The organism is Mesorhizobium sp. Root102 (assembly GCF_001425625.1).
GTDB lineage: Bacteria > Pseudomonadota > Alphaproteobacteria > Rhizobiales > Rhizobiaceae > Mesorhizobium.
The window spans coordinates 259,207-285,086 of record NZ_LMCP01000012.1; the positions used below are offsets into that span (position 1 = coordinate 259,207).

Below are 25,880 nucleotides of genomic sequence, written 5' to 3' on the forward strand. Positions count from 1 at the left end.
GCCAATGCCCTTCTCCATCGCCACCTGGAACATCAACTCCGTTCGGCTGCGCATGCCGATCGTCGAGCGCCTGCTTGTCGAGCATGCGCCTGACGTGCTCTGCCTGCAGGAAACCAAGGTTCCCGACGAACTGTTTCCCGAAAAGGCCTTCCGCAAACTCGGCTACGAGCACATCGCCTTCCATGGCCAGAAGGGCTACCACGGCGTCGCGACGGTGGCGCGGCGGCCGATCGCGGTGGTTGAGAAGCGGCGTTTCTGCGAGATCGAGGACAGCCGGCACCTCTCGGTGAACGTGCGGGCCGGCGGCAAGGCGATCCTGCTGCACAATTTCTACGTTCCGGCGGGCGGCGACGAACCGGATCCCGTCATCAACAGGAAGTTCAAGCACAAGCTCGATTTCGTCGCCGAGATGAATGCCATCCGGGCGGAGCATGACGATGTGTCCGGCTCGGTGCTGGTCGGCGACCTCAACATTGCCCCACTCGAACACGACGTCTGGTCGCACAAGCAATTGCTCAACGTGGTCAGCCATACGCCGGTCGAGACGGAAAATTTCGAGGCGATGCGCCTCGCCGGCAACTGGGTCGACCTGATGCGGCTCAATGTGCCGCATGAGCAGAAGCTCTACACTTGGTGGAGTTACCGCGCGCAGGATTGGCAAGCGTCGGACCGCGGCCGGCGGCTCGACCATGTTTGGTCGTCGCCGAATCTGGTTCCCGATTTTGCCGGCTACGAGATTCTGCGCCTGGCGCGCGGCTGGGAGCGCCCGTCGGACCATGTGCCTGTTATCGCGCGGTTCGATCTGGATTAGGTCTGTCGATATTCAGGTGAGGCCGGCCTGCAAATGACGGCCTCCTGCGCTTCCTCGTTCTACCGCGTCGCGGTAGAACTGTGCTCACATACCCAAAAGTACGCTCCGCTCCGGTTCTCTGTATCAGCCATTTTCGGCTCGGCCTGACCTGAATCTCAACACACCTTAAGCTGCGCTGGGTCCAAAGGGGTTCAAACGACGCGCTTCAAGTCTTTGTGCAGGTCGTTGTCCCAAGACGGCTGCGCGGACAGGGGTCCTGTCTTGTTCGCGTGATCCAGCAGATGGGGGTGGTCGCGGTGGCGCGTCGCCAACATCCGTTGCGCCGCTTCGATGATTTTGGGCGCTGGGACATTTGCGACCAGGCCGGTTGGACTTGCATGGCGGGATTCGACTACGTCCACGCAGTTCGAAAGCGGCCGCCAGCGCGCCATGCTGGCACCGCCACTGACGATTATCATCGGTGTCATCACCGTAGCCATCAGATGCGCCGTACCGCCTTCGGCGCCAATGTAGAGATCGGCAAACTCTCCGAGCGCAAGTAGAACGTCGCTGACATTGACGCCCTCGACCGTAGTGGAATCGACAAGCCGCAACTTCGGCACGCGTTGGGCCAGTTCAGCCATATCGGGGCCATCACCAGGTGTTTTCACATAGATGAGGTTTGCCCCGTCGGCGATCATGCTGGCGGATACCGCGACAACCTGATCCGCGGTCAATCGCTTGCCGCCATCGCCATGCGCCGCGATGACGATCAATGGAGCATGCTTGCCGCCCGCCAGGGTCCTGGCCGCCGCCCGCGCGGCCGGGATGGGTTCCAGCCGATGGTCGAAAGGCAACCGTCTGCCGGCAAGACGCTCAATGAGGCGGTGGTAGCGCCATGCATTGCGCTCGGGCCGTGCTTCGGGTTTCTGACCGGGGCGCCAGGAAAGAGCGAAGCCCGGGAAGTTCGCTTCATAGGCGATGCCGCGGCCGAGCAGCGAGGCCCAGGTCTGGATCAGCCAGCGCCCCGAGATGCGGAAATCGACGACGGCCAACCGCTCCTTGCCCTTACGGTGGCTGGCCACCAATTGCATCAGAGGCGTCCGAACATTGATCGCATCGACCAGGTGGTGGACATGGCGATTGAGCACATGCTCAAGGGTTGATGACCCGGTGGTTCCGTAGACGATAAAACTGTCGGGGAAAGCCGTTCTGGCGGCGCGCAAAGCCGGAATCCGGACCAGTCCGTCGCCGAACGCGTCGTTGCGGGAATACAAGATAATCGTCTCGTACCGAGCTGACAGCATGCCTCGCTCCCCCCAGGAGCTTGGTGGTGGCGGTGCCTGCTAGGCCGCCCGCCTTCGAGGTTCTGTAGGATTTCACCTCTAGCCTGTCAACGGAACCTCGCCGCTCAGGTCCGGGCAGTGGGATGACCAACCCGTCGGCGATCCTCCCACTCCGGCCGCAGTTGCGCCATGACCAGCTCGTCGCGGTGCACGCCTTTGAAAAAGGCGCTGCCGCGCGAAATGCCCTCAGCCGTGAAGCCGACAGCTTCGTAGGCGCGCCGGGCGCGATGATTGTCCGGGAAAAGGCCAATGCAGAGCCGATAGGCGTCGGTCTCGACGAAAACCCGATCAACCGTCGCCGCCAGCAGCATTCTGCGGTGGCCTTGTCCTGGTGCACCGACGGCGATGCGCTTGACCAGCGTCACGCGCTCGGCAGAGGCCCATTGGCGAAGGATGACGAAGCCGATCGGCGCTGAACCGTCGACGCCGACAAAATAGGCATGACTGTCGTCGAAAAGGGTCTCGCGATGACGCGTTTCGTCCCAGCGCCCGACAAGGGCGTCGTAGCCCTCGCGCCGTTCGGTCGCCATGACGAAGGGCAGGTCATTTTCGGTAGCGCGTACAAGCTGAAAGTCTATGTGCGCCTTAGCCCGAGAAGCGTGGCGCCAGTTCCTCGATGCGGCGGATCATCGCCTGAAATTCCTCGGAGATGCGCTGGTGGAGCTTGACCGCGACCTCGGGGTATTCCTCCAGGATGCGGCGGAACATCTTGCGGCTGAGCCGGATCACTTCCGAATCGATCTCGGCCGACGCGCTGGTCAGCCGGTTGGTATCGGCGATCAATGCCAGCTCGCTCAGGATCGTGCCGGGGCCGGCCGTGCCTATCGGGATGCGTTCGCCATCGTGCTCCCGGTAGAGCACGATGCGTCCGCTGACGACGATATAGGCCGAATCGGCCTCGTCGTCCTCGCGGTATAGCTTGTGGTTGGCGCTCAGCCTGGTGTTCTCGGCGCCGAAGGCGAGCAGGCGCAACTGTTCCTGCGTGAAGCCCTCGAAGAGCCTCACGGCGGACAGGATGCGGATGTCGTCATCCAACGCCATCTAGCTGTGTCCCCGAACGGTCAGTCCAATCCCTCCTCTGCGGGTCGATCCAAACCCCCCTCCAACTGGATCGTACCCGAAAGCGGCCCCGCCCCGGCCGCTCATTGGATAATGAAATGTTTAAGGAACCAGCTTGTAGCCACCGCTTTCTGTCACAAGAATTTCCGCATTGGAAGGATCGCGCTCAATCTTCTGACGCAGCCGATAGACATGGGTTTCCAGCGTGTGCGTGGTGACGCCGGAATTGTAGCCCCACACTTCCTCGAGCAGCACATCGCGCGTCACCACTTTCTGGTCGGCGCGATAAAGATATTTGATGATCGAGGCCTCCTTCTCTGTCAGTCGCACCTTGCCTCCGCGCGGGTCGAGCAACAGTTTCTGGCTGGGCTTGAAGGTGTAGGGCCCGACCGAGAATGTGGCGTCCTCGCTCTGCTCATGCTGGCGCAATTGCGCCCGAATGCGCGCAAGCAGCACGGCGAAGCGGAACGGCTTCGTCACATAGTCGTTGGCGCCGGCCTCGAGACCGAGGATCGTATCCGAATCGGTGTCGTGGCCGGTCAGCATGATGATGGGCGCCTTGTAGCCGCCCTTGCGCAGGATCTTCACCGCTTCGCGGCCGTCCATGTCGGGCAGCCCGACATCCATGATGAGCAGATCGATGAGGCCGCCGCGCGCCGCGGCGACACCTTTTGCCGCGGTCGATTCCTGCAGCACATCGAATTCCTCATAAAGGGATAATTGCTCGACCAGCGTGCCGCGCAGGTCGTCATCGTCGTCGACGATCAGAATGGTGCGTGAAGTCATGGATCAATCCGTTGTTTTGAAAAGAAAATTCAGTTGACCGCTGCCTGTTTATGCGGAAGCTGACCGGCACAACAGCCGATCACAGTGATTTGTTCCGTGGCACGATCATACAAGAAAAAACACGATCGCAATGCAGCCGGCGCAATTTTGCGAAAAGGGCTGCGCGTGCTGACCGTGCGGGCCCGGCCCGGCCATCCAAGCCAAGGTCTGCTGCAGGCCGGCAAAACGGTGTTTGCGTGTGCGCTGGGGCGGGGCGGCATCTCGGCGGACAAGCGCGAAGGCGACGGCGCCACGCCGCTGGCCTCGATGCGGATACTGTCAGGATATTTCCGGGGAGACCAGTTCTCCAGCGGCCGCAAGACCCGATTGGCGATGACGCCGATCGGACCCGACCTGGGCTGGTGCGAAGTGCCCGACGATCGCAATTACAACAGGCCGGTCAAGATTCCCTATGGCGCCAGCCACGAACGCATGCGGCGCGACGACCGGCTCTACGACGCCTGCCTAGTGCTCGACTGGAACCTGTCGCCACGCCGGCGCGGGCGCGGCAGCGCCATCTTTTTCCATCTGGCGCGCCCCGGCTTCACGCCGACGCAAGGCTGTGTGGCCGTCACGGCGCAAACAATGGCGCGGCTGCTGCCGCTGCTGTCGGATCGGACTGTGGTGAGGGTGGTGAGGTAGGCAGTAGGCAGTAGGGGCGCTGACTTAATTTTCCCACTGCCTATTCCCTGACCTTCGCGGCTGCTGCCAGCCGATGTCGAGAAGGCCGAGGCGGCCCATCTCACGGTCCATGGCGCGTGCGATGTCCTTGCGCCTGGCGCCGACGTCGCGCAGTTGCCGGTCCGAAAGGTCTTCGACATTCTGGTGCGGGAGATTGATCGCGACCCGGGCGTGACGCAGCCAGTCGAGGCTCTCGGCCAGCCAGTTCGGACGGGGTTTGGACGAATTCAAAGCGATGATGGACATGGTGTGATCCGCGCTCTCCGGATATCAAATCCGGCTTGTTGATGTATCGATGACTGGATCATGCCAGATTGAAATCCCTGCGAGAAACGAGTAGTTTTCTCTGGATCATCAAGTTTTATTTGAGGATAGCGTGGCCCGCCTTCTGCCAGGAACTCGCGCCTTGAGGACGCTGGAAGCAGCGGCCCGGCACCTCAATTTCACCCGTGCCGCCGACGAGCTGGGCTTGACGCCAGCCGCCGTCAGCCACCAGATCAAGGAAATCGAGGATCAGCTCGGACTGGTGCTGTTTACGCGCACCAGCCGCACCATCCGGCTGACCGAGGCTGGCACGGTGCTGTTCGAGGCCTCGATCGACGCGCTCGACCTGCTTGGCCGGGCCGTTTCGCGGGCGCAAAAGCTGACGCGCGGCACCGCGCTGCTGAAAGTGACGCTGGATGCACAGTTCGCGTCAAAATGGCTGATGCGGCGCGTCGACGATTTTCGCAAGCATCACCCCGCTATCGAGTTGCGATTCGACATCGCCTATGAAGTGCGGGATTTCGAACTCGATGACGTCGATGTCGGCATCCGTTTCGGCGCCGGCAAATATCCGGGCCTGCGCGCCCACCGGCTGTTCGACAACATCCTCATTCCGGTGTGCAGCCCGAGCCTCTTGACCTCCGGTCCGCCGCTGCGCGAGCCGCGCGATCTTTTCAATCACACGCTTGCACATATCGAATGGTCGCGACAAGGCGTGACATGGCCGAACTGGCGGATGTGGATGGCGGCGGTCGGCGTCAACGATTTCGACGACAGCCGGACCGTCGTGTTCGGAAACTCCACGGACGCCGTCCAGGCAGCGCTCGACGGCAATGCCGTCGCGCTCGCCGATTTCGCCATGGTGGCGAACGACCTTTCCCAAGGAAGGCTGGTGCAGCCTTTTGAACTCGGCCTGCGGATAGCTCCCGAGTTCGCCTATTTCCTGGTCTATCCAGAGAGTGCGGCCGACGATCCGCGTATCGTCGCCTTCCGCGAATGGATTCTCGAGGAAGTCGCCAAGACGCGGACCTGACGATCGCGGGAAGCGGTCAGCTTGCCGCGGCGCCGAACCAGCCGATCACGGCGCCGATGATCAGCAGTACGCCAAGCCAGTGGCCGCTGTCGATGAGGGTCAGGTCCCAGCCGAAATTCTCGTAGCGATGGTTGACCGAGAGCGTCGTGGCGACGAAGCCCAGCCAAAGCACGAAACCGATGACCAGGTCGGCAAGCAGTGTCGGCTCGCCACCCGTCATCGCGCCGACAACCAGGGCCATGATGTAGGCCATGACCAGTTCGGCGATGAAGCTGATGACGAAGGGCAGCGGCGATTTCTTCATCGTGGCCGGGTCAAGCTTTGCGGCCTTCAGCCAGGGCTCACGGCCAGCCAGTTTACTGCCGAAAATCCATCAGCTTCCCCCTCCGATGCGGCTGTGATGGAACGCCTGTTCGGCGTTGGCGTCAAGCAAACCGCCAGACAGTCGTGCGCTTGACCAGGGAATCCTCCAGTGCCCGCGTGACTGCCACTTCATAGACCGCAAGCGGCTCCAGCCCCGCCTTCGGCATATATGACCGGCCGGGATCGCCGACGAGGATTTCGGCGCCACGCGCCTTCAGGGTTGCGAACCACGGCATCAGCCGGTCGGCGAAGGATTTGTCATAGAAAACGTCGCCGGCCAGGATCACGTCCCAACCCCCATCGGTGCCGATACAATCCGTGCCGAGAAATTCGATCGCGACATCGTTGGCCTCGCTGTTGAGGCGGATCGCGGTCGCGCAGAACGGGTCGATGTCGGTGGCTATCGCCCTGGCAGCACCTGCCTTGGCGGCGGCGATGGCGACGAGGCCTGAGCCGGAGGCGAAGTCGAGCACGCGCTTGCCCCGCACCGTGCCGGGATTGTCCAGGACATAGCGGGCAAGGCCCTGGCCGCCGGCCCAGGCAAAGGCCCAGAAGGGCGGCGGCAGGCCGATCTCGACCAGCTCGTCCTCGGTCCGCTGCCACAGATCATGCGCCTCGTCGGCAAGATGAAGCAGGATTTCGGGCACGTGCGGCGACGTCATCAGCGCCGTGTTGTCGAGAATGAACTGCTTCGCGCTGTTGGGCGTCAGCGCCGTCACGGAGCCGGCGTCAAGCCGCCCATGCGGCAGACTTCCTTCCATTCGGCCGGCGTCACCGGCTGCACGGAAAGCCGCCCGAGCCGCACCAGCGCCATGTCGGCAAGCTTTGGATTGGCCTTGACCTCTTCCAGCGTCGGCGGGTTGGGCACATCCTGGACCGCGCGGATGTCGACGCATTCCCAGCGCGGGTCATCCGACGTGGTGTCGGGATGGGCCAGCGCGCAGACTTCGGCGATGCCGACCACGTTCAGTCCCTCGTTGGAATGATAGAAGAAGCCGAGATCGCCGACCTGCATCGCCTTCATGTTGTTGCGTGCGGCGTAGTTGCGCACGCCGTCCCATTGCGTGCCGGCCTTGCCCTTGGCCTTCAGCATCTCGAAGGAGAACTTGAATGGCTCCGATTTGAACAGCCAGTAGTTCATGTCCTTGCTCCTCCTAGGCTCTTTGTTTAACGCAATTCCGGACGGAAAACCGTTTCACACTTTTCCTGGAATTGCTTTAGCGTTCGCGCGCCGACGACCGGGATTAACTAGCCGCCGGCTTGTTGAACGTCCAGTTCCACGGGCGGATTTCGACACTTTCGAACAGCCCGGCCTTGGCGTAGGGGTCGGCAGCCGCCAGGGCCCGAGCCGCTGCCATATCCGGAGCCTCGATGACGGCGAGAGTGCCGTTCGGCTTGCCGTCGGCGTCGAGGAAAGGACCGGCGAAGGCCAGCTTCCCTTCGCTGTTCAGGCCTTCGATGAAGACGACATGGGCGGGCCGGGTGTCGAGGCGTACCTGCAGGTTTCCTGGCTTGTCCTTGCAGATCAAAGCAAACAGCATGATCGTTCTCCTGGTCGTTGAATCAAGTCGTGGGGATCAATCGTTGGTTTCGGTCTTCAGCGGCCGGGTCATCAGAGCCGTCACTGCCTGCCGGATGGTGATGGTGCCGTCCAGTATCGCGGCGACGGCGGCAATGATCGGCGCGTCGATGTGGCGCTCGGTGGCGATGCGGGCAGCAATCGCCGCCGTCGGCACGCCCTCGGCCAGCGGCAATCCGGCCAGCGGTTTGCCTTGCCCGAGCGCCAGCCCGTAGGCGAAATTGCGCGACTGGGTCGACGAGCAGGTCAGCAACAGGTCGCCAAGGCCGGAAAGCCCCATCAAGGTCTCCGGCCTGGCGCCGAAGGCGGCGCCGATGCGGCGCAGTTCGACAAAGCCGCGCGTCACCATGGCGGCCTGGGCGCTGGCGCCGAGACCGGCGCCGGTGACAGCACCTGCGGCGATGGCGAAGACGTTCTTCAAGGCGCCGCCGATTTCGACGCCGATCAGGTCGTCGCTCGAATAGCAGCGCAGGTTCTCGGCGGAAAAGCGGGCAGCGAGATCGGCAGCCAATGCCTCGTCGCGGGCGGCGACCACAACGGCCGTCGGCAGGCCGCGGGCGACATCGGTGGCGAAGCTCGGGCCGGACAAAGCGGCGACCGGATTTTGCGGCAGGATCTCTTCGACGATTGCCGACAACAAGGCGCCCGTGTCGCGCTCGATGCCCTTGGCGCAGAGAACCAGCGGGATACCGGTCGGCATATGGGCTTTGGCGACCGCCAGCGTTGCCCGAAGCGCTTGCGCCGGCGTCACCGCCAGCACGCAATCGGCGCCGGCAAGTGCCACCTTGATGTCGCTCGTCGCCTCGATGCCGGGCGCAATAGTGATGCCGGGCAGATAGCGAGGGTTCTCGCCACGCCCGATCGAAGCGACGGTTTCCGGGTCGCGCGCGAACAACCGGACCGAATGACCGGCGCGCAGCATCGCCAGCGCCAGCGCGGTGCCCCAGGCGCCGCCGCCGAGCACGCTGACACACCAGCCGCTCTTGTCTGGACTGTTCATATCCTGGTCAGTCATGCCTTGGCCCCGCGCCGGCCGGAACCGACCATCGGTGTCGAGATGCTGTCCAGCGGCCAGCGCGAGCGCGGCACGAAATCGAAGCCGTTCTCCTGCGTCATGCCGGCGCGTAGCCGCTCGACGCCCGCCCAGGCGATCATCGCTGCATTGTCGGTGCAAAGTTTCAGCGGCGGCGCAATAAAGGTGAAGCCGGTCTCGCCGCAGAGTCGCTCCAGCATCGCCTTGATCGTGCGGTTGGCGGCGACACCGCCGGCAACGACCAGCGCCGGGTTCCTGGTGCCGGGAAATGTCTCGCGAAAGCGCGTCAGCGCGCGAGAAACGCGGTCGGCCAGCGCATCGGCGACCGCCGCCTGGAACGAGGCGCAGATGTCGGCGACATCCTGGTCGCTCAAGGGCTCAATGGCAGTCGCTGCCTGGCGCACGGCGGTCTTGAGGCCGGAGAAGGAGAAGTCGGGCTGCGCCGAGCCCTTCATCGGACGCGGAAAGGCAAAGCGTGAGGCATTGCCGGCCCGTGCCGCCTTCTCGACATTCGGTCCGCCAGGATAGGGCAGGCCGAGCATCTTGGCCGTCTTGTCGAAGGCTTCGCCGAGCGCATCGTCAATGGTCGTTGCCCAGCGCTGATAGTCGCCGACGCCACGCACGGCGAGGATCTGCGTGTGACCGCCCGAGACCAGCAGCAGCAGATAGGGAAAGTCGAGGCCGTCGGTCAGCCGTGCGGTCAAGGCATGGCCTTCGAGGTGGTTGATGGCGATCAGCGGCTTGTTTGCCGCCGCGGCGATCGCCTTGGCCGTCATCAGCCCGACGATCAGCCCGCCGACCAGGCCGGGACCGGCGGTGGCGGCAATCGCGTCGATGTCGGCGAGCGACACGCCCGAATCGGCAAGGGCCGCCTCGATGATGCCGTCCAGCGCCTCGACATGGGCGCGCGCCGCGATCTCCGGCACGACACCACCGAATGCGGCATGTTCCTCGATCTGGCTGAGCACGATGTTGGAGAGGATTTTTGGCGCGGCGTCGCCGTCCAGCGCCACGACACTTGCGGCGGTCTCGTCACAACTCGTCTCTATGCCCAGCACGCGGATCAATTCGTCGCTATCCCAAGAGATTGTCTGTCGGGCCTTTCCCCGTTAGGAGAAAGGCCGGAAAGGCCTCGGTTATTTTAGCCGCATTCCTGCGACGCCAAGTGGTTCCACTTGGCTGCAAAATGCTCAGGCCGGGGGTTATCACGGACCGCGCGCCATGCAAACAATCTTGAGAATTGGAACACGCGGCAGCCCGCTGGCGTTGGCACAGGCGCAGGAGACGCAGGCGCGGCTGATGGCCGCGCATGGCATGCCGGCGGAGGCCTTTGAGATCGTCGTCATCTCGACCAGCGGCGACCGCATCCAGGACCGGCCGCTGTCGGAAGCCGGCGGCAAGGGCCTGTTCACCAAGGAGATCGAGGAGGCGCTGCTGGCGGGCCGGATCGATATCGCCGTGCATTCGTCGAAGGACATGCCGACGCAACTGCCCGACGGTCTCGAACTCTCGGCCTTCCTGCCGCGCGAGGACGCGCGCGACGCTTTTGTCGGCAGGGCGGCGAAGACGATTGCCGACTTGCCGCAGGGAGCGAAAGTCGGCTCGTCGTCGCTGCGGCGGCAGGCGCTGATCCGTCGCATGCGGCCGGATCTCGACGTGGTGATGTTCCGCGGCAATGTGCAGACACGACTGCGCAAGCTCGACGAAGGTGTCGCCGCCGGCACGATCCTCGCCTATGCCGGGCTGAAGCGGCTCGGGCTCGAACATGTCCTCACCGACCTGATACCGCTCGACATCTTTCCGCCGGCGCCGGGGCAAGGCGCGATCGGCATCGAGACCCGCATCGGCGACAGCGATGTCGAAAAGATGCTGGTGGCAATCCATGATGTTCCGACCGGTCAGGCGCTGGCCTGCGAGCGCGCCTTCCTCGCAGCGCTGGATGGTTCCTGCCGCACCCCGATCGCCGGCTATGCGGCGATCGTGGCCGGGATGCTTTCTTTTGCCGGGCTGATCATCTCGCCCGACGGCACGCAGTCGCATGCGGTCGAGCTGCAGGGACCGGCGCAGGACGCCGCCCGTATCGGCGCCGAATCAGCCAGGACGGTGCGAGCCAGGGCCGGCGAAAAGTTCTTCGACGGCTGGCTCTGAAAATGCTTCGCGTTCTGGTGACGAGACCGGAACCGGGCGCCGCGCGCACAGCGCGGCAGCTTCGGGAGACAGGGTTTCAGCCGATCCTTCTGCCTCTGACCGAAACGGTGGCGTTGCCGGTCGATGCCGGACTGGTTCCAGACGAAGCCATCGCCGTTGCCGTCACCAGCGCCAATGCCGTGCGCCATGCGCCGGAAGCAATTATAGCGGCGCTCGCCGCCTTGCCCTGCCATGCCGTCGGCAAAAGGACGGCGGAGGCCGCACGCAAAGCGGGATTCTTGTCGGTCAGCGAAGGCCCAGGCAATGCCGAAGGTCTCGCCGACAGACTTGCTGGCGGCCTCTCGGGCAAGACCATTGTCTATCTCTGTGGGCGCGTGCGCTTTCCGGCCTTCGAACAGGAGCTCAAGACGGCAGGCGTTCAGGTCCACGCCGTCGAGACATATGACACGCTTGCGGTGCGCCATTCGGACAAGGCCATTGTTGCGCTGTTGTCGGGCCAACCTGTCGACGCGGTGCTGCTTTATTCAACCAAGGCGGCTGGCGCGATGCAGGTCTTGGCCAGACGGCCCGCTCTGCAAGGCCTGTTTGAAAGAACACGGTTTTTCGCTCTTTCCGCCCGCATCGCGGCAGCCCTCGACGATACCGCCAACGAAAGAATCCGCATTGCCGCACAGCCCGACGAGAAAGCGCTGCTGGCGCTTTTGCGAGACGTGAGCTGAGCCGCGTCATCACACCGCCCCTTTTCACCGCTTGGTGATGTGCTAGACCCTTTCTGAACCATCACGCGCCGCAAGGCGTTGAGACGAAGCGAATTGTGCGGAGCCCAGGCATGGTCAAGACGCCGAAGATGCGACACTCGAAAAGCCGCCGCGAGCCGGTGACCATCGATCTGGAGCCGGGCGCCGTCTCACGTATCGCCGACGAGGACGCCGCCAAGACGCAAGCCAGCGCCGATGAAGCTCCCGTGGAGGCCACGGAAACCTCTCAATCCGAAGTTCCCGACGAGCCGGTTCATGCCGACCAGACCGATCTCGAGCCCTGGGAGCATGCCGATGCCGCCGCAGGGGCAGCGGAGGCGCAAGCGCCGGCGGGTGCCGGAGCCAAAGCCGCCGAACCAGAGCTCCCTTATCCCGGTTCGGATGCTCCGCCCAACCGCGCCAAAGCCTTCGACTACAGTTTCGAGGATGCGTCGGCAAAGCGCACACAGACCGACAGCAGCAAGGCCAAGACCGAGACACGGGATGACAGAATGGCGCCGACCCCTCCCCTTGAAAAGCGCGGCGGCATCAACGGCATTGCTGCCGGCATCATCGGCGGTGTCATCGCGCTGGTCGGCGCCGGCGGGCTGCAATTTGCCGGCCTGCTCGGTGCGCCGGGCTCCGGCGCCAGTGTCTCGCTCGATGGCATCAACGGCGACATCGCCTCGCTGAAGACCGAAATCGCCGGCTTGAAGGACTCTGGCGGCAACAGCGATGCAGCGGCCAAGGTGGTCGGGCTGTCCTCGGGCCTGGAGCAGGTCAAGGCCGATGTCGCGTCGCTGAAATCGGCGATCGAGAAAGGTGGAGCAGGCGACACGGCTGGGCTCGCCGCACTGGTCGACAAGGTCGCGCAGATCGAAACGGCGGTCGCCGCGCTCGGCAAGGCCGGCAGCACGGCCCCGGTCGATCTCGGCCCGCTCAACGAAAAACTGGCTGGTCTCGACGCGCAGGTCAAGTCGGTCGGCGAGGCGACGACGGCGCAGGATGGCCGGCTCACCGCGCTGGAGCAGTCGGTGTCGCAGCTTTCCGGCAAGGTCGAGGCCGCGGCAGGACAACCGAAGATCGCGCTCGCCATTGCGGCCTCTGCGCTCAAGGCGGCGCTTGAGCGTGGCGCGCCGTTCTCGGCCGAACTCGAAACCTTTGCCGCGATTTCGCCGGACGCGCCGCAGCTTGCGACCTTGCGCACCTATGCCGAAAAGGGCGTGCCCACCCGCGCCGAGATCGCAGCGCAAGCGGATGCCGCCGCCAGCGCCATGGTGACTGCGGCGACGCCTGTCGATGAGAATGCCGGCTTCCTGCAGAACCTTTTGTCGAGTGCCGAATCGCTGGTCAAGGTCAGGCCGATTGGCGCCGTCGAGGGCGCCGGTGCGCCGGAAACCGTCGCGCGCATGGAGGCGGCGGTCAACCAGGGCGACTACGCCAAGGCGCTCAGTGAATACGACACGCTTCCCGAAGCCGCCAAGGCTGCCGGCGCCGACTTTGCCGGCAAACTGAAGGCACGCATCGAGGTCGAAACCCAGGTCGACGCGCTGATCTCCAGCGCGATGAAGGCATGAGGGCAACACAATGATCCGGCTGCTCGCCTTCCTCATCGTCGTTTTCGCGCTCGGGCTGGGCTTTGCCTGGCTGGCCGACCGGCCGGGCGACATGGTCGTCACCTTCAACGGTTATCAGTACCAGGTCAGCCTGATGGTGGCTGCTGTGGCTGTCGTTGCCGTGGTCGCCGCGTTGATGATCCTGTGGTGGCTGCTTAAGTCGCTGTGGAACAGCCCCTACACCATCTCGCGCTATTTCCGTGTCCGTCGCCGCGACCGCGGCTATCAGGCGCTGTCGGCCGGCATGATCGCTGCCGGCGCCGGCGACGGCGCGCTGGCCCGCAAGAAGACCAAGGAAGCCACCAAGCTGATCCGCTCCGACCAGGAACCGCTGATCCATCTGCTCGAGGCGCAGGCGTCGCTGCTCGAAGGCGATCATGAAGGGGCGCGGCAGAAATTCGAGAGCATGCTGGACGATCCCGAAATGCGGTTGCTTGGCCTGCGCGGGCTCTATCTCGAAGCCGAACGGCTCGGCGACCGCAATGCCGCCAGGCACTATGCCGGCCGTGCTGCCGCTGTGGCGCCGCAGCTGGCCTGGGCGGCCGAATCGACGCTGGAAGAGCTGACCGCTCGCGGCGACTGGGACGGCGCCTTGAAACTGGTCGACGCGCAGAAGTCGACACGGCAGATCGAACGCGATGCCGCCACCCGCCGCCGCGCCGTGCTGCTGACCGCCAAGGCGCAGGCGCTTGCCGACAGCGATCCCGCTGCCGCCAGAACCGCGGCGATCGAGGCCAACCGGCTGCGGCCGGACTTTGCGCCCGCTGCCGTTGCCGCCGCCGCGGCGCTGTTCAAGCAGAACGATGTGCGCAAGGGCTCAAAGATCCTCGAGGCGGCGTGGAAGGCCGAGCCGCATCCAGAGATCGCCGAACTCTATACCCATGCCAGACCGGGCGACGCCGTGCTCGACCGCCTCAACCGGGCGAAGAAGCTGCAGGAGATGAAGAAGAACCACGCCGAGTCGTCGATGACGGTGGCGCGCGCCGCGCTCGACGCGCACGATTTCGCGACCGCTCGCCGCGAGGCCGAGGCCGCGATCCGGATGGATCGCCGCGAGGGCGCCTATCTGCTGCTCGCCGATATCGAGGAGGCCGAGACCGGCGACCAGGGCAAGGTGCGGCAGCTTTTGTCGAGGGCGGTGCGGGCGCCGCGCGATCCGGCCTGGGTCGCCGACGGCGTGGTGTCCGAACGTTGGGCGCCGGTGTCACCGATTACCGGCCGGCTCGACGCCTTCGAATGGCGCGCGCCGATGGAGCGTCTCGGCCAGTTGATCGACAGCCACGACGATGCACCAGCCAGCGCGGCGCCGGTCATTGAAGCACTGGCAAAGCCGACGAGCGAGAAAAAGCCGGCCGAGGTGATCGATGACGCCGGTCAGGGCGAGGCGGCGGGCAAGGACGCCGAGAGCCATGAGAATCATGTCAGGCCGATCACAGCGGCGACCTTCGCCGCGGTGCCGACCGATGCCGAGGCCGTCGAGCCGGCCGAGGAGCTCGCGCGGCTGCCGGACGATCCCGGCGTCGATCCGGACGAGGAAGCGGAAAAATCGCCGCGCCGGTTCCGGCTGTTTTGAACCATGCCGGCCGTCAGGCCCCCTCTGACTCAAGGAAATAGAGCATGATGTCGTCCGAAAACCGCTTCACACTTTTCGCCATCATGCTCTGAGGTATGGACTTATGTTTGAACGCGTTCTGTCGTTTCTCAGGGATTTGCCGGCCGCCGCCGGCACGCATGCCAGCACGGACGATCCGCGCATCGCGGCCTCGGCGCTTCTCTACCATGTGATGAATGCCGATGGCGTCCGCCAGGATGTCGAGTGGGAGCGGTTCAAGGCGGTGCTGGGGGAGAGCTACTCGATCAGCGGCGCCGAACTCGAAGCGCTCGCCGCCGCAGGCGAGCGGGCCGACAATGAGGCGATCGATCTCTATGCCTTCACCAGTGTCTTGAAGCGCCATCTCGATGCCGATGCGCGCAAGGCCTTCATCGGCCTGATGTGGGAGATCGTCTATGCCGATGGCGAACTGCACGAGCTGGAGGACAACACCGTCTGGCGCGTCGCCGAACTGATCGGCGTCGAACGCCGCGACCGCGTCGAGGCGCGCCGCAAGGCGGCGGCGCGCGCGCCCGGCGCCACCGGAATATCGAGCGACGAATAGGATTTTCGCCTGCCCATGCCGCGCCAAACGAGTTCGAAGCCAAAAATCCTGATCGTGCTGCATCAGGAGAATTCGAGCCCCGGACGCGTCGGCCACATGCTGCTGGAAGAAGGTTTCGATCTCGACATCCGCCGGCCGCCGCTGGGCGACACCTTGCCGGAGACACTGGACGGCCACGCCGGCACGGTGGTGTTCGGCGGGCCGATGAGCGCCAATGACGAGGACGAGTTCGTCCGCCGCGAGACCAGCTGGCTGGAGATCCCGCTCAAGGAGAACCGGCCGTTACTCGGCATCTGCCTTGGCGCGCAGATGCTGGTCAACCATCTCGGCGGCAAGGTCGAGGGTCATGGCGAAGGGCTGGTCGAGATCGGCTGGTACAAGCTGAAGCCGACCGAAGCCGGCAGGCAACTGATGCACTGGCCTGAGATGGTCTATCAGTTCCACCGCGAGGGTTTTTCGCTGCCCAGGGACGCAACGCTGCTGGCGACGGCCGAGACCTATCCCAACCAGGCCTTCCGCTATGGCGACAATGCCTGGGGCATCCAGTTCCATGGCGAGCTGACCAGGGCGATGATGCAGCGCTGGGTGGTGCGCGGCGCGCATCGTTTCGAGTTGCCGGGCGCGCAACCCGGCCGCGATCATCTCGGCGGCCGGCTGATCTGGGACATGCATCTCAAGCGCTGGCTGGACGAGTTCCTGCGGATGATTTTCGGCAAGCCGGCGGCGCGATAACTCTATCTCTTTGTTTTTTCAGAATTCCGGACGGAAACGTTTCGCACTTAGGTTTCGAGCACCGGCCGCAGGAAGCTGCGCTCATAGCTGAGAATGCTCCGATTGCGCTTTTCCATTTCAAACACATCTTGGCATTCCGGGTCGGCAGCCATGCGCTTGCGATAGTCGTCGTAGTCGGCGAGGCTCGGGAAGCTGAACATGGCATAAGCGATATTGTTCGCTCCTTCACTCGGAAGGAAATAGCCATGATGGTTTCCGCCGAGGCGATTGACCAGACCGATCCAGCGACGGCCATATTCTTCGAACTCGGCAAGCTTGTACGGGTCAATGACATATTTCAGGTAACAAGTGATCATGGGAATTCCTGTGATAGGGGTGATGTAGCTTGCTGACCGCAGCGAAAAAACGTCAGTTTCGCCCGTTGAGATGCCGCACCCTGCGCAACTGCGGAAACAGGTAGGCCCATAGCCCAGCGACCGCGATGGCGCCAACGCCGCCAATCACCACCGCCGGCACGGTGCCGATCAGCGCCGCCATGGTGCCGGCGCGGAATTCGCCGACTTCATTGGAGGCGCCGACGAAAACCTGGTTGACGGCGTTGACACGGCCACGCACCTCGTCCGGCGTCCACAACTGGATCAGGGTCTCCCTGATGTAAACACTGAACATGTCGGTGGCGCCGAGGAGCGCCAATGCCACGATCGACAGCCAGGTGACGGTAGACAGGCCAAACAATACGGTGCAGGCGCCGAATGCCGCGACGAAGCCGAGCATAATCTTGCCGGCATTGTCGCGAAGCGGGTGCCCGGCCAGCCATACCGCAACGCAGATGGCGCCGATGCCGGGCGCCGAGCGCAGCAGGCCGAGGCCCCAGGGGCCGAGTTCCAGAATATCGCGCGCATAGACTGGCAGCAGCGCCGAGGCGCCGGACAGGAGCACGGCGAAGAGGTCGAGCGAGATGGCGCCCAGTACGATCTTCTCGCTCCAGATGTTGCGGAAGCCGGCAAACAGCGTTTCCATCGTCGGCTTGTCGGTTGCGCTCTGCTGGGCAGGCTTTGGAATGGTGAAGATCAGCAGGCCAGCCACCAGCATCAGCACAGAGGCGACGGCGTATGCAGCCTCCGGTGAAACGCCGTAGAGCAGGCCGCCGGCGACCGGGCCAACGATGGTCGCCGTCTGCCAGGCGGACGAGTTCCAGGCAATCGCATTGCCGAAATCCTCTGGCGGTACCAGATTGGCGAACAGCGATGACGAGGCCGGTCCGTAAAAGGCGCGCGCCATGCCGAACAGCGCCAGAACGACGAAGATCGGCAGCGGACTGACCAGGCCGCGCAGCGTGAAGTAGAGCAGAACGAGCGTGCAGCCTGCCTCGACCACCGTTGCCAGTGCCATGATCAGGCGGCGGCCGAATCGGTCGGCGACGACGCCGGTGACCAGGACCAAGAGCAGCGACGGCAGGAACTGGACGATACCGACAATGCCGAGATCGAAGGGATCGCGCGTCAGATCATAGATCTGCCAGCCGACGGCGACGGACACGATCATGGTGGCGAAGGTGGTGAGGAAACGCGCCGACCAGTAACTGAGGAAGGCTTTGTGCCGGAAGGCGGCGTAACGCTGCTCCGGCGAAGTTTGTACTGATGTCATGGAGAGAGGCCCCGTTGCGATGGCATTGGTCGGCGGGGCACTTCCCGGATGGGCGCTGGTCCGACCAATGGAACGTCTAACAAAGTTCGCGGCGGGATGTGCGTTAAAATCAGTGCTGGATCAAGGAATTTTCGGCCTGCTCCATCGACCGTACGGGGAAGTTACTGCCGCAGCGCGGCGGAGATAGCGTCGAGGCCGCCGCTCAACTCGGCTTCGGTCGGCCAGCCAAAGCCGACGCGGAAGAAGCGCTTTTCCATTTCGAACCAGTGGCCGGGCCCGACATAGGTGCCGTGGTTTTCCAGCAGGTTCACATAGAACCGGTTGAGGTCGAAGCCGGGATCGACGTTCAGGCGGGGGAAGCCGACGACGCCCCCTTCGGGCCGAACCCAGTCGACCAGTGGCTCGCGATCGATCCAGGACTGGACGATGTCGCGACGCCTCGCCATTTCGGGCAGCAACGTCGTCAGGAAGGCGTCCCGGCGCTCAAGCATGCCGCGCGCGATGCCTTCGTCGATGACGCTGCCGCAAATGCCGATCTGCTCCTTGGCGGCGAGGAATGTCTCCTGAAGCGCGGTATCCCTGGTGATTAGCCAGCCGATGCGGATGCCGGGAATGCCGAAGGCTTTCGATAGCGACGAGACACTGATGGCCTTCCTGCTCAGCGAGGCCGCCGACGGCAGCCGCCTGCCATAGGAAAGATCACGATAGGTCTCGTCGACCAGCAGATGGCAGTTCCTGCTTTCCGCGAGCGCCACCAGCGCATCGAGTTCGGCCCGGCTCATCATCGTGCCGGTCGGGTTGTGCGGGCAGGTGACGCTGATCAGCTTCGTGTTCGGCTGTATCGCCGCCTTGACGCGTTCGACATCGATGGCGAAGCCATCCTCGAAGGCTAGGTCGACGAAGCTGATGGCGCAGCCGATCGCCCTTGGGGTTTCGATGTTGGTGGCGTAGTTGGGCCTGATGACGACGAGATGGTCGTTCGCCGACAAGAGCGAGGTCGAGATGATGAACAGCGCGCCGGCGGCACCGGCCGTGACCAGGACATCTTCTGATGAAACGCCGGAGTCCTGCGCGGATATCAGCGCGCGCAAATCCTTGTCGCCGCGATGCTCGCCATAGAAAAGCGTGAGATCAGGCAGTGACAGGCCGATGTCGGAGAGCTTCTGGTCGGCGATCGAACTTTCGGAAAGATTGTAGCGGATACGGTCGTAGCCGTACTCTTCCGGCGCCTCTTTCTCGATCACCATCCTGGTGTAGTTCATGGCTTCCCCCCAAAGACCTTGTCCGACCCATCCAAGCCATAAAAACATGAAGCCTGCCAAGGCGGATTCGCCGGCAGGCTTCAATCAATCTATTGGCTCAAGGCCGAATTGGGTCTTCGCTTCAGGCAGGTCGTTGTCCCAAAACCGCTGCGCACCCTTGGGTCAAGCCCGAGGGCATGCTTTTGGGCGACATGCCTCAGGCTGAAACCTTGGCCTTCCTGCCCTTGACAGGTGCCTTCACGGGGGCGGCCTTGCGGCCGAGACCGATCGACTTCGCCAGCAGCGAGCGCGAGGCCGCGTAGTTGGGGGCGACCATCGGATAGTCCGACGGCAAGCCCCACTTGGCGCGATAGGCGTCCGGCGTCAGGCCGAAATGCACGCCGAGGTGACGCTTCAGCGATTTGAACTTCTTGCCGTCCTCGAGGCAGATGATGAAATCGGGCGTCACCGACTTCTTGGGATTGACTGCGGGGACCAGGGGGGCAGCTACCGGGACCACCGGCTTGCCGAGCCCGCTTATCGAGGTGCTGACGCTGGCGATGAGGTCGGCCAGGCCGGAGGCGGGCAAGCGGTTCTTTTCGACATAAGCGGACACGATGTGAGCGGTCAGCTCGAGCAGGTCGATGTCTTTACGGGCGCTGTTGCTATCGTCGGTCACTCTATTTCTCCGTCTAAAGCGAATGACCTGAAAATCGGATTCGATTCCCGGAAAGGATCATGCGCGAAATCAAAATGCTACGGCACCCTTTGTGCATCCAAGGGACGAGCGGCGTTGTTGTGGCGCGGAATTCCTAGTCGGCAAATCTGCGTAATGCAATGACTTGATGTCACTTCACACGTTATTTTGACCAACTATATTAAACAATAACAATATCAGACTATCAGCGCCTTGTCGCGCCACAAACGAAATCCGCCTTCGAAGGCGCGCGTGTTGTCGCCGCGCCTGGAGTCGGCGGGCAATTCATCGAGCTTGTCGACATTGCCGCCGCCAATGACGACATAGTCAGGCTGCAGTGCGGCGCGAAGCCGGTCGACGACGTCGAAGACATGTTTGCGCCATTTCTTCTTGCCGCGTTTTTCGAGGCCGCGCTCGCCGACATAGTCCTCGAAGCTCTTGCCCTTCTTGTAGGGCAGGTGCGCAAGTTCCATCGGCTGGGCGATGTTGTCGGCAATCATCGCCGCACCGAGACCGGTGCCGAGCCCTAGGAACAGCATGCGCCCGCCCTCATAGCTGCCGATGGCCTGCATCAGTGCATCGTTGACCACCTTTACCGGTTTGCCGAACGCACCAGCGAAATCAAATCCAGCCCAGCCCTTGCCGAGATTGGCGGGATCGGTCAGCGGCCTGTTGTGATTGACCGGGCCGGGGTAGCCCATCGAGACGACATCGTAGGACAGGCCCTCGGCGAGCTCCTTCACCGCATCGATCATCTGCTGCGGTGTCAGGCGAGGTCCGGAGTCGGCCCGGCGCTCCTCGCCGCCAGCGCTGGTGAGGATCTTGACGTGCGTGCCGCCGATGTCGATCGCCAGCACGATCTTCTCAGGTCCCGATGCGGGTTGTTTCACCGTGTCACCCTCTCATTTCACCGGATCAATCCAGCCGTTGGGCGGCCCGAACCCGGCCATGACGTCCGCCGGTCCCCATGTTCCCGGCTCGTAGAGGTGCGGCGGCGTGGTGTCGCCGAGTACCGGGCCGACGATGCGCCAGGCCAGTTCGCTGGCGTCCTGGCGGGTGAACAGCTGACCGTTACCGTTCATGGCATCACCGATCAGCCGCTCATAGGGCGGCATGTCGCCCTTGCTGTTGTCGAGCGCCGTCAGTTCAACCTGCTCGCCGATCATGTCATCGCCCGGCGCCTTGCGCTGGGCGCCGATGGCGATCACCACCTGTGGGTCGATACGGAAGCGGACGTAGTTCTGGTCGGCGGGCTTGATCGGGTCGAAAACGTCGAGCGGCGGCCGCTTCAGCCGCACCACCACCTCGGTGACATGCACCGGCATGTTCTTGCCGGCGCGAATGAAGAACGGCACGTCCTGCCAGCGCCAGGTGTCGACGAAGAAACGCACCGCCGCGAAGGTCTCGACCGGCGAGTTGGGCGCCACGCCCGGCTCGGCGAGATAGCCGGTGAACTGGCCGCGCACGACATCGTCCTTTGTCAGCGTCCTGATCGCGCGCAGCACCTGCACCTTCTCATCGATCAGATCGTCGGCGGAACGGCCGATAGGCGGCTCCATGGCAAGAAGCAACAGGATATTGAGCAGATGGTTCTCGATGACGTCCCTGATGCAGCCGACATCGTCATAGAAGCGGCCACGTCCCTCGACGCCGAAATCCTCGGCCATGGTGATCTGCACGCTCTCGACGAAGTTGCGGTTCCAGATCGGCTCGAGGAAGGAATTGGCGAAGCGGAAATAGAGCAGGTTCTGGATCGCTTCCTTGCCGAGATAGTGGTCGATGCGGAAGATCGACTGTTCGTCGAACACCAGGTGCAGAACCCGATTCAGCCAGCGCGCCGATTGCAGATCGTGACCGAAGGGCTTTTCCACCATCAATCGCGCGCCATGCGCCGTGCCCGATTGCTCCAGGCCCTGGACGACGGTCTCGAACATGGTCGGCGGCACCGCCATGTAGTGCAGCGGCCGCTGCGCCGTGCCGAGCGCGCTTTTCAGTTTCTCGAATGTCGCTCCATCGCGGTAGTCGCCGCTGACATAGCGCAGCAGCGATGCGAACTTGGCGAACACCTTTTCGTCGATCTTGCCGAGCGCATTGACGATGCCATCGTGTGCGCGCGCCTGCAATTGCTTGAGGTCCCAGGCGTCGAAAGCGACGCCGATCACCGGTTCGGTGAGCGTGCCCTTGGCGACCATCTGGTAAAGCGCTGGAAATATCTTCTTGTGGGCGAGGTCGCCGGTCGCTCCGAAGAGCACCAGCGTGTCGGACCGTTCCGGGCTCATCAGCGTGTCTCCCCTATCGCCGTCACTTGCTTGCCTTCGGCTTCTCGACATGGCCGCCGAAGGCATAGCGCATGGCGGACAACAGCTTGTCGGCGAATTCGGATTCGCCTTGCGAGGAGAAGCGGTCGAACAGCGCCGAGGACAAAACCGGTGCCGGCACGCCAGTGTCGATCGCCGCCTTCAGCGTCCAGCGGCCCTCGCCGGAATCCGAGACGCGGCCACCGAAATTCGCCAGGCCCGGGTCGCCTTTCAATGCGCCGGCCGTCAGGTCGAGCAGCCAGGAGCCGATGACGCTGCCATGCCGCCAGACCTCGGCCACCTGGGGAAGGTCGATATCGAACTGGTAGTATTGCGGGTTTTCCAGCGGGCTGGTCTCGGCGTCCGCCGTCCGTTGCCGCTTGCCGGCATTGGCCGATTTCAGGATGTTCATGCCTTCGGCATAGGCGGCCATGACGCCATATTCGATGCCGTTGTGCACCATCTTGACGAAGTGGCCGGCGCCGCTCGGTCCGCAATGCAGATAGCCAAAGGGCGCGGTCCCGGCATCCTTGGACGGATTGGAGCCGGCGTCGGCGCCCGGCGCAAGCATGGCGAAGACCGAATCGAGGTGTTGCACCGCCACATCGGGACCGCCGATCATCAGGCAGTAACCACGCTCGAGGCCCCAGACACCGCCGCTGGTGCCGACATCGACAAGATGGATACCCTTACCAGCCAGTTTCGCGGCCTGGTCGACGGCGTCGTGATAGTAGGAATTGCCTCCGTCGATGACGATGTCGCCGGGCTCCATCAGGGCCGCCACCTGATCGATGATCTTGCCGGTGATGGCCGCCGGCAGCATCAGCCACACACAACGTGGCTTGGCGAGCTTGCCGACGAATTCTTCCATTGAAGTCGCCCCTAGCGCGCCGTCAGTCACCAGAGCCGCGACACTGGCGGGATTGATGTCGTAGACAACGCATTCGTGGCCGTCGCGCATCAGGCGCCGGACCATGTTGGCGCCCATCCGGCCCAGTCCCATCATTCCGATCTGCATGGTTTCGTCCCTGTTTCCTGAAAGATTTACGGGGTTTGTCGAGAAAGGATGTGCTGGCTATCCTTGGTCGCCTGACATGACGGAGAAGTCGACATTCTCCCAATCGCCGGTTGCGGGCCAGAAAAAAGTGAATCTCAGCGTGCTTCCCCTGGGCAGGCCAGCGACGGGCAGGTCGGCAAGATGGATGCCGAAAGCGTTCTCTGCCGTCTCGCTGTCATGGGCGGTCGTCCAGTTGTCGGTGCTCCAATGGACTGTAGCCCGGTCCAACAATTCGATACGCAGCATCTTGCCCGCCAGCATCGTGCGGATCTTGTTGTTGAACCGCCATGTCCTGAACGGCGATACGGTCTTGTCCTCGATATAGCGCTTGACGCCCTGAGGCGGCATGTCGAAGACCGCGCCGTCGCGCAGCGAGCGCAACAGCTTGATATGCTCCGAATGCGCCCAGACCAGCGGCATGGCGCTGCCCGAGGGTCTGCCATGCAGCAATTCGCGCTCCGGCATATCAGCGCCGTCCCAGACTTGCTCCGGCAACAGGCCGCCTGGCCCAGCGGACCTTTCAAGCGTCGCCAGCAGGCTGGTCGCCTCGTCCTTGCGCCCTGCCGCCAGCTCATAATGGGCGCGTTCGCCGGCCAGCAATGGCCACGGACGGCCCTGGCCGGTTCCATCGAAGGGAGCGCCGTCTTCGTGCTCGCCATAGCCGTCGCCATTGTAGCGATACCAGAGCGGCCCTTGCGGCAGCTCGCAACGCAATTGCGCGTCGATGATCTTGACCGTGTCGACGATGCGCGGATCATCGGCCGCCCGCAGGCCGAAGCGCACCAGCGCCAGCGCATCCGGGCTGACGATTGCCTCGGCGGGCCGGTCGCTATCGCCGGGCGGCCGGTTCTTGATCGGAACATAGCCGTCCTTCGGCGAACCCGCCTCGGCGCTGTCGGGGGGCGCGATGCGCACGTAGTAGCCTTCAACGCCTACCTGCCTGCAGATCGCCGTGCCGGTGACGTAGGTCCAGCGCTCGGCCTGGTCGTTCCAGCCATCGGCGGTCTCGCGCAGATAGGTCGCAGCGTCTTGCCTGCCACAGGCGTCGAGCAGATCGGCCGCGGCAAGCAGTGCGGCGATCTCGACGGCGAGCGTGAACGGGCTGTAGCCGGCATCCTCTTCCCAGCGGTCTTCGCCGGTGACCGGGCCCTTGCGCACGACATAGCCGGCGGCGCGCTCGATCATCTGCAGGAAGGCCGCGAGTCTGGCGCGCGGCAAATGGCCGGCACGGTGCAAAGCATCGGCCAGCAGCAGCGGGAAGGCGCATTCATCCATCTGGATGCCAGGCCAATAGGCCGATCCGTCGAGCCAGGCGTTTTGCGGCCAATGGCCATCCGGCTGCTGGATGGAGCCGAGATAGTCGAGGATTTGCAGCGCCGAGGCGGCATCGCCGGCAGCGAGAAAGCCGCCAGCCGTTTCGACCAGATCGCGCGGCCAAACCAGATGGTAGCCGCCGAGGTCGTCGTCACCCTTGTCGAAGCCCCATGGGATGGACAGGCTGGCGACCGCCGCGCCCGGTATGGTGATCGACCGGTGCGTCGCCAGAACCGCGGTCGAGACACGATAGAAGTTGATCCCGGATACGCCATCCCGGTCCAGCGGCAGCAGGCCCTTTTGCCATCTGCGCCAGTTCTGGAGGTAGGATTTCGCGGCGGGTTCAAAACCTCGTTTCAGGCTGGCGAAGGCATTTTCAGCCGCCTCGTCGGGCGTTGCGCCAAACCCCAGCGCGAGCAAGGCCTTGGTCTTTGCGGCGGAAAGACCGATCTCGCCGGTCAGCGCGACATTGCCGTCCTCGGCCCGCTGGCAAGCGGGATCGAGCTGGCCGGTGTTGTGCAGTTGCTGCCAGCCGTCGGAGACGCCGACATAGCCGGCCGAGCCGCTCCGCCAGGGCAGCGACGAGGCCAGCGCCAGGCAGGTGCCGCGCCCCGAGGCAAACAGCACGGGCTTTCCCCTGTGGTCGCCGACCCAGGCGGTGTTGCCCATGCCGGCATTGACCAGATGCGGCGCCAGAAGCGCATGGACGCGGTAGTCGCCGGGCGCACCCTTGAGCGGCGTGAAGGTGATTTCCTGCAGCAGTGTGGGGCGGGCCGGGTCGGCAACGATGCGCTTTTCGATCCGCCAGGCGCCGTCGGCGGCGGTGTTGACCAGCCTGTAGGCGGGTACGCCGTCCTCGAATGGTTCGATGATGTGCGCGGCATCGCGCTTCTCTTCCGAGAAATAACCGCCGGGGCCGGTGACGATCAGGCCGAGGTCGCGCGTGCACGCGCTGTCGACGCGCGGGTAGTAGATTTCGTTGAGGATGCCGTGGCTGATCGTGAACCAGATCTGGCCGGCCGGCGAAAGCGACGTTCCGACGCCGCTCTTGGCGCTTGACGTCCAGCGCGCCGGAATTCCCGGGGCGCCCGGAGCAACGGTTGGCGTCACTGGCATTCTTTTTCGGTCTCCTGGCCCCCTCCCTAGACCAGGACGCGAACCCTTTACAATCATTGCACCGCAAGTTGATCGGCCACGCCAATAGCGCTGTCGTTGACAGCGGCGCCGGCATGCGTCCACTATTTCCAGGCACGGGAGGATCGTGA

The 25,880-nt window shown here is 63.8% G+C and carries 28 protein-coding genes; 9 read left to right on the forward strand and 19 right to left on the reverse strand.

What is annotated here, in order from left to right:
* Nucleotides 1-4: 4 nt before the first annotated feature.
* Nucleotides 5-811, forward strand: coding sequence for an exodeoxyribonuclease III (locus ASD12_RS12430; RefSeq protein WP_056585827.1), 807 nt, complete (start codon nucleotides 5-7; stop codon nucleotides 809-811).
* A gap of 191 nt (nucleotides 812-1,002) precedes the next feature.
* Here the strand turns inward: ASD12_RS12430 and ASD12_RS12435 are convergent, their stop codons facing one another.
* The 4 genes from ASD12_RS12435 to ASD12_RS12450 form a co-directional block, all read right to left on the reverse strand.
* Complete coding sequence (locus ASD12_RS12435) at nucleotides 1,003-2,097, reverse strand: glycosyltransferase family 9 protein (protein WP_082525395.1); 1,095 nt, start codon at nucleotides 2,095-2,097, stop codon at nucleotides 1,003-1,005.
* Between the two features lie 104 nt (nucleotides 2,098-2,201).
* Nucleotides 2,202-2,666, reverse strand: coding sequence for a GNAT family N-acetyltransferase (locus ASD12_RS12440; protein ID WP_244482830.1), 465 nt, complete (start codon nucleotides 2,664-2,666; stop codon nucleotides 2,202-2,204).
* Between the two features lie 55 nt (nucleotides 2,667-2,721).
* The gene (locus tag ASD12_RS12445; RefSeq protein WP_056585833.1) at nucleotides 2,722-3,177 is read right to left on the reverse strand and encodes a Crp/Fnr family transcriptional regulator; all 456 of its coding nucleotides are present in this window, start codon (nucleotides 3,175-3,177) and stop codon (nucleotides 2,722-2,724) included.
* Nucleotides 3,178-3,297: 120 nt separating this feature from the next.
* Nucleotides 3,298-3,981 (reverse strand): response regulator transcription factor, encoded by a 684-nt coding sequence (locus ASD12_RS12450; protein ID WP_013528898.1) that lies wholly within the window; start codon nucleotides 3,979-3,981, stop codon nucleotides 3,298-3,300.
* A gap of 165 nt (nucleotides 3,982-4,146) precedes the next feature.
* On the opposite strand from ASD12_RS12450, the gene ASD12_RS12455 reads away from it, so the two are divergent.
* A complete protein-coding gene (locus ASD12_RS12455; protein ID WP_056585836.1) occupies nucleotides 4,147-4,662 on the forward strand; it encodes a L,D-transpeptidase in 516 nt (171 codons plus the stop codon).
* Between the two features lie 24 nt (nucleotides 4,663-4,686).
* Here ASD12_RS12455 and ASD12_RS12460 read toward each other — a convergent pair whose 3' ends face one another.
* A complete protein-coding gene (locus ASD12_RS12460) occupies nucleotides 4,687-4,947 on the reverse strand; it encodes a hypothetical protein (protein WP_056585838.1) in 261 nt (86 codons plus the stop codon).
* Between the two features lie 130 nt (nucleotides 4,948-5,077).
* Between ASD12_RS12460 and gcvA the strand changes: the two genes are divergently transcribed.
* Nucleotides 5,078-5,998: a transcriptional regulator GcvA gene (gcvA, locus tag ASD12_RS12465; RefSeq protein WP_056585840.1), complete on the forward strand. Its 921-nt coding sequence runs from the start codon at nucleotides 5,078-5,080 to the stop codon at nucleotides 5,996-5,998.
* Between the two features lie 16 nt (nucleotides 5,999-6,014).
* On the opposite strand, the gene ASD12_RS12470 is transcribed toward gcvA, so the two are convergent.
* The 6 genes from ASD12_RS12470 to tsaD all read right to left on the reverse strand — a co-directional run bounded on the left by ASD12_RS12470 (nucleotide 6,015) and on the right by tsaD (nucleotide 10,037).
* The gene (locus ASD12_RS12470; RefSeq protein WP_056585842.1) at nucleotides 6,015-6,368 is read right to left on the reverse strand and encodes a DUF1761 domain-containing protein; all 354 of its coding nucleotides are present in this window, start codon (nucleotides 6,366-6,368) and stop codon (nucleotides 6,015-6,017) included.
* A gap of 55 nt (nucleotides 6,369-6,423) precedes the next feature.
* The gene (locus ASD12_RS12475; RefSeq protein WP_200951040.1) at nucleotides 6,424-7,122 is read right to left on the reverse strand and encodes a methyltransferase; all 699 of its coding nucleotides are present in this window, start codon (nucleotides 7,120-7,122) and stop codon (nucleotides 6,424-6,426) included.
* Entirely contained in the window at nucleotides 7,077-7,502 is a 426-nt protein-coding gene (locus ASD12_RS12480; protein ID WP_056585846.1) for an EVE domain-containing protein, read from the reverse strand. The genes ASD12_RS12475 and ASD12_RS12480 overlap by 46 nt, the downstream gene beginning before the upstream one ends.
* Before the next feature lie 103 nt (nucleotides 7,503-7,605).
* Nucleotides 7,606-7,902, reverse strand: coding sequence for a YciI-like protein (locus tag ASD12_RS12485; protein ID WP_056585848.1), 297 nt, complete (start codon nucleotides 7,900-7,902; stop codon nucleotides 7,606-7,608).
* A 36-nt stretch (nucleotides 7,903-7,938) separates the two neighbouring features.
* Nucleotides 7,939-8,955, reverse strand: a complete 1,017-nt coding sequence (locus tag ASD12_RS12490; RefSeq protein WP_056585850.1) for an NAD(P)H-dependent glycerol-3-phosphate dehydrogenase — start codon at nucleotides 8,953-8,955, stop codon at nucleotides 7,939-7,941.
* Nucleotides 8,952-10,037, reverse strand: coding sequence for a tRNA (adenosine(37)-N6)-threonylcarbamoyltransferase complex transferase subunit TsaD (gene tsaD / locus ASD12_RS12495; RefSeq protein ID WP_200951041.1), 1,086 nt, complete (start codon nucleotides 10,035-10,037; stop codon nucleotides 8,952-8,954). Before tsaD ends, ASD12_RS12490 begins: the two co-directional genes overlap by 4 nt.
* A gap of 157 nt (nucleotides 10,038-10,194) precedes the next feature.
* Here tsaD and hemC point away from each other — a divergent pair, with 157 nt between their 5' ends.
* The 6 genes from hemC to ASD12_RS12525 all read left to right on the forward strand — a co-directional run bounded on the left by hemC (nucleotide 10,195) and on the right by ASD12_RS12525 (nucleotide 16,362).
* Nucleotides 10,195-11,121, forward strand: a complete 927-nt coding sequence (gene hemC / locus ASD12_RS12500; protein ID WP_056585857.1) for a hydroxymethylbilane synthase — start codon at nucleotides 10,195-10,197, stop codon at nucleotides 11,119-11,121.
* A 2-nt stretch (nucleotides 11,122-11,123) separates the two neighbouring features.
* Nucleotides 11,124-11,840: a uroporphyrinogen-III synthase gene (locus ASD12_RS12505; RefSeq protein WP_056585859.1), complete on the forward strand. Its 717-nt coding sequence runs from the start codon at nucleotides 11,124-11,126 to the stop codon at nucleotides 11,838-11,840.
* Nucleotides 11,841-11,950: 110 nt separating this feature from the next.
* A complete protein-coding gene (locus ASD12_RS12510; protein WP_056585861.1) occupies nucleotides 11,951-13,435 on the forward strand; it encodes a COG4223 family protein in 1,485 nt (494 codons plus the stop codon).
* Nucleotides 13,436-13,445: 10 nt separating this feature from the next.
* The gene (locus ASD12_RS12515) at nucleotides 13,446-15,047 is read left to right on the forward strand and encodes a heme biosynthesis protein HemY (RefSeq protein ID WP_056585865.1); all 1,602 of its coding nucleotides are present in this window, start codon (nucleotides 13,446-13,448) and stop codon (nucleotides 15,045-15,047) included.
* A gap of 103 nt (nucleotides 15,048-15,150) precedes the next feature.
* A complete protein-coding gene (locus ASD12_RS12520; RefSeq protein WP_056585869.1) occupies nucleotides 15,151-15,630 on the forward strand; it encodes a TerB family tellurite resistance protein in 480 nt (159 codons plus the stop codon).
* Between the two features lie 15 nt (nucleotides 15,631-15,645).
* The gene (locus ASD12_RS12525) at nucleotides 15,646-16,362 is read left to right on the forward strand and encodes a glutamine amidotransferase (RefSeq protein ID WP_056585870.1); all 717 of its coding nucleotides are present in this window, start codon (nucleotides 15,646-15,648) and stop codon (nucleotides 16,360-16,362) included.
* A gap of 47 nt (nucleotides 16,363-16,409) precedes the next feature.
* Here the strand turns inward: ASD12_RS12525 and ASD12_RS12530 are convergent, their stop codons facing one another.
* From ASD12_RS12530 to ASD12_RS12565, 8 genes are all read right to left on the reverse strand, one after another.
* The gene (locus ASD12_RS12530; protein WP_056585872.1) at nucleotides 16,410-16,718 is read right to left on the reverse strand and encodes an NIPSNAP family protein; all 309 of its coding nucleotides are present in this window, start codon (nucleotides 16,716-16,718) and stop codon (nucleotides 16,410-16,412) included.
* Nucleotides 16,719-16,770: 52 nt separating this feature from the next.
* A complete protein-coding gene (locus tag ASD12_RS12535; protein ID WP_056585874.1) occupies nucleotides 16,771-18,009 on the reverse strand; it encodes an MFS transporter in 1,239 nt (412 codons plus the stop codon).
* A gap of 161 nt (nucleotides 18,010-18,170) precedes the next feature.
* A complete protein-coding gene (locus tag ASD12_RS12540; RefSeq protein WP_056585879.1) occupies nucleotides 18,171-19,271 on the reverse strand; it encodes an aminotransferase class I/II-fold pyridoxal phosphate-dependent enzyme in 1,101 nt (366 codons plus the stop codon).
* A gap of 196 nt (nucleotides 19,272-19,467) precedes the next feature.
* Complete coding sequence (locus tag ASD12_RS12545) at nucleotides 19,468-19,929, reverse strand: MucR family transcriptional regulator (RefSeq protein ID WP_056585880.1); 462 nt, start codon at nucleotides 19,927-19,929, stop codon at nucleotides 19,468-19,470.
* A 215-nt stretch (nucleotides 19,930-20,144) separates the two neighbouring features.
* Nucleotides 20,145-20,837: an ROK family protein gene (locus ASD12_RS12550; protein WP_056585881.1), complete on the reverse strand. Its 693-nt coding sequence runs from the start codon at nucleotides 20,835-20,837 to the stop codon at nucleotides 20,145-20,147.
* A 12-nt stretch (nucleotides 20,838-20,849) separates the two neighbouring features.
* Nucleotides 20,850-22,226 (reverse strand): glucose-6-phosphate dehydrogenase, encoded by a 1,377-nt coding sequence (gene zwf, locus ASD12_RS12555; RefSeq protein ID WP_056585882.1) that lies wholly within the window; start codon nucleotides 22,224-22,226, stop codon nucleotides 20,850-20,852.
* 22 nt (nucleotides 22,227-22,248) lie between these two features.
* Nucleotides 22,249-23,262: a phosphogluconate dehydrogenase (NAD(+)-dependent, decarboxylating) gene (gnd, locus tag ASD12_RS12560; protein ID WP_056585884.1), complete on the reverse strand. Its 1,014-nt coding sequence runs from the start codon at nucleotides 23,260-23,262 to the stop codon at nucleotides 22,249-22,251.
* 57 nt (nucleotides 23,263-23,319) lie between these two features.
* Nucleotides 23,320-25,731 (reverse strand): glucan 1,4-alpha-glucosidase, encoded by a 2,412-nt coding sequence (locus ASD12_RS12565; RefSeq protein WP_056585886.1) that lies wholly within the window; start codon nucleotides 25,729-25,731, stop codon nucleotides 23,320-23,322.
* Between the last annotated feature and the right edge of the window lie 149 nt (nucleotides 25,732-25,880).

What these genes read in the sequence shown, in the direction of transcription:
- ASD12_RS12490 (WP_056585850.1), bottom strand. Translation starts at nt 8,955, where the DNA reads ATGACTGACCAGGATATGAACAGTCCAGACAAGAGCGGCTGGTGTGTC.
- ASD12_RS12515 (WP_056585865.1), top strand. Translation starts at nt 13,446, where the DNA reads ATGATCCGGCTGCTCGCCTTCCTCATCGTCGTTTTCGCGCTCGGGCTG.
- ASD12_RS12445 (WP_056585833.1), bottom strand. Translation starts at nt 3,177, where the DNA reads ATGGCGTTGGATGACGACATCCGCATCCTGTCCGCCGTGAGGCTCTTC.
- ASD12_RS12565 (WP_056585886.1), bottom strand. Translation starts at nt 25,731, where the DNA reads ATGCCAGTGACGCCAACCGTTGCTCCGGGCGCCCCGGGAATTCCGGCG.
- ASD12_RS12510 (WP_056585861.1), top strand. Translation starts at nt 11,951, where the DNA reads ATGGTCAAGACGCCGAAGATGCGACACTCGAAAAGCCGCCGCGAGCCG.
- ASD12_RS12535 (WP_056585874.1), bottom strand. Translation starts at nt 18,009, where the DNA reads ATGACATCAGTACAAACTTCGCCGGAGCAGCGTTACGCCGCCTTCCGG.
- zwf (WP_056585882.1), bottom strand. Translation starts at nt 22,226, where the DNA reads ATGAGCCCGGAACGGTCCGACACGCTGGTGCTCTTCGGAGCGACCGGC.
- ASD12_RS12520 (WP_056585869.1), top strand. Translation starts at nt 15,151, where the DNA reads ATGTTTGAACGCGTTCTGTCGTTTCTCAGGGATTTGCCGGCCGCCGCC.
- ASD12_RS12435 (WP_082525395.1), bottom strand. Translation starts at nt 2,097, where the DNA reads ATGCTGTCAGCTCGGTACGAGACGATTATCTTGTATTCCCGCAACGAC.
- ASD12_RS12450 (WP_013528898.1), bottom strand. Translation starts at nt 3,981, where the DNA reads ATGACTTCACGCACCATTCTGATCGTCGACGACGATGACGACCTGCGC.
- ASD12_RS12540 (WP_056585879.1), bottom strand. Translation starts at nt 19,271, where the DNA reads ATGAACTACACCAGGATGGTGATCGAGAAAGAGGCGCCGGAAGAGTAC.
- ASD12_RS12440 (WP_244482830.1), bottom strand. Translation starts at nt 2,666, where the DNA reads ATGGCGACCGAACGGCGCGAGGGCTACGACGCCCTTGTCGGGCGCTGG.
- ASD12_RS12530 (WP_056585872.1), bottom strand. Translation starts at nt 16,718, where the DNA reads ATGATCACTTGTTACCTGAAATATGTCATTGACCCGTACAAGCTTGCC.
- ASD12_RS12525 (WP_056585870.1), top strand. Translation starts at nt 15,646, where the DNA reads ATGCCGCGCCAAACGAGTTCGAAGCCAAAAATCCTGATCGTGCTGCAT.
- ASD12_RS12505 (WP_056585859.1), top strand. Translation starts at nt 11,124, where the DNA reads ATGCTTCGCGTTCTGGTGACGAGACCGGAACCGGGCGCCGCGCGCACA.
- ASD12_RS12485 (WP_056585848.1), bottom strand. Translation starts at nt 7,902, where the DNA reads ATGCTGTTTGCTTTGATCTGCAAGGACAAGCCAGGAAACCTGCAGGTA.
- gnd (WP_056585884.1), bottom strand. Translation starts at nt 23,262, where the DNA reads ATGCAGATCGGAATGATGGGACTGGGCCGGATGGGCGCCAACATGGTC.
- ASD12_RS12475 (WP_200951040.1), bottom strand. Translation starts at nt 7,122, where the DNA reads ATGGAAGGAAGTCTGCCGCATGGGCGGCTTGACGCCGGCTCCGTGACG.
- ASD12_RS12480 (WP_056585846.1), bottom strand. Translation starts at nt 7,502, where the DNA reads ATGAACTACTGGCTGTTCAAATCGGAGCCATTCAAGTTCTCCTTCGAG.
- ASD12_RS12460 (WP_056585838.1), bottom strand. Translation starts at nt 4,947, where the DNA reads ATGTCCATCATCGCTTTGAATTCGTCCAAACCCCGTCCGAACTGGCTG.
- ASD12_RS12430 (WP_056585827.1), top strand. Translation starts at nt 5, where the DNA reads ATGCCCTTCTCCATCGCCACCTGGAACATCAACTCCGTTCGGCTGCGC.
- hemC (WP_056585857.1), top strand. Translation starts at nt 10,195, where the DNA reads ATGCAAACAATCTTGAGAATTGGAACACGCGGCAGCCCGCTGGCGTTG.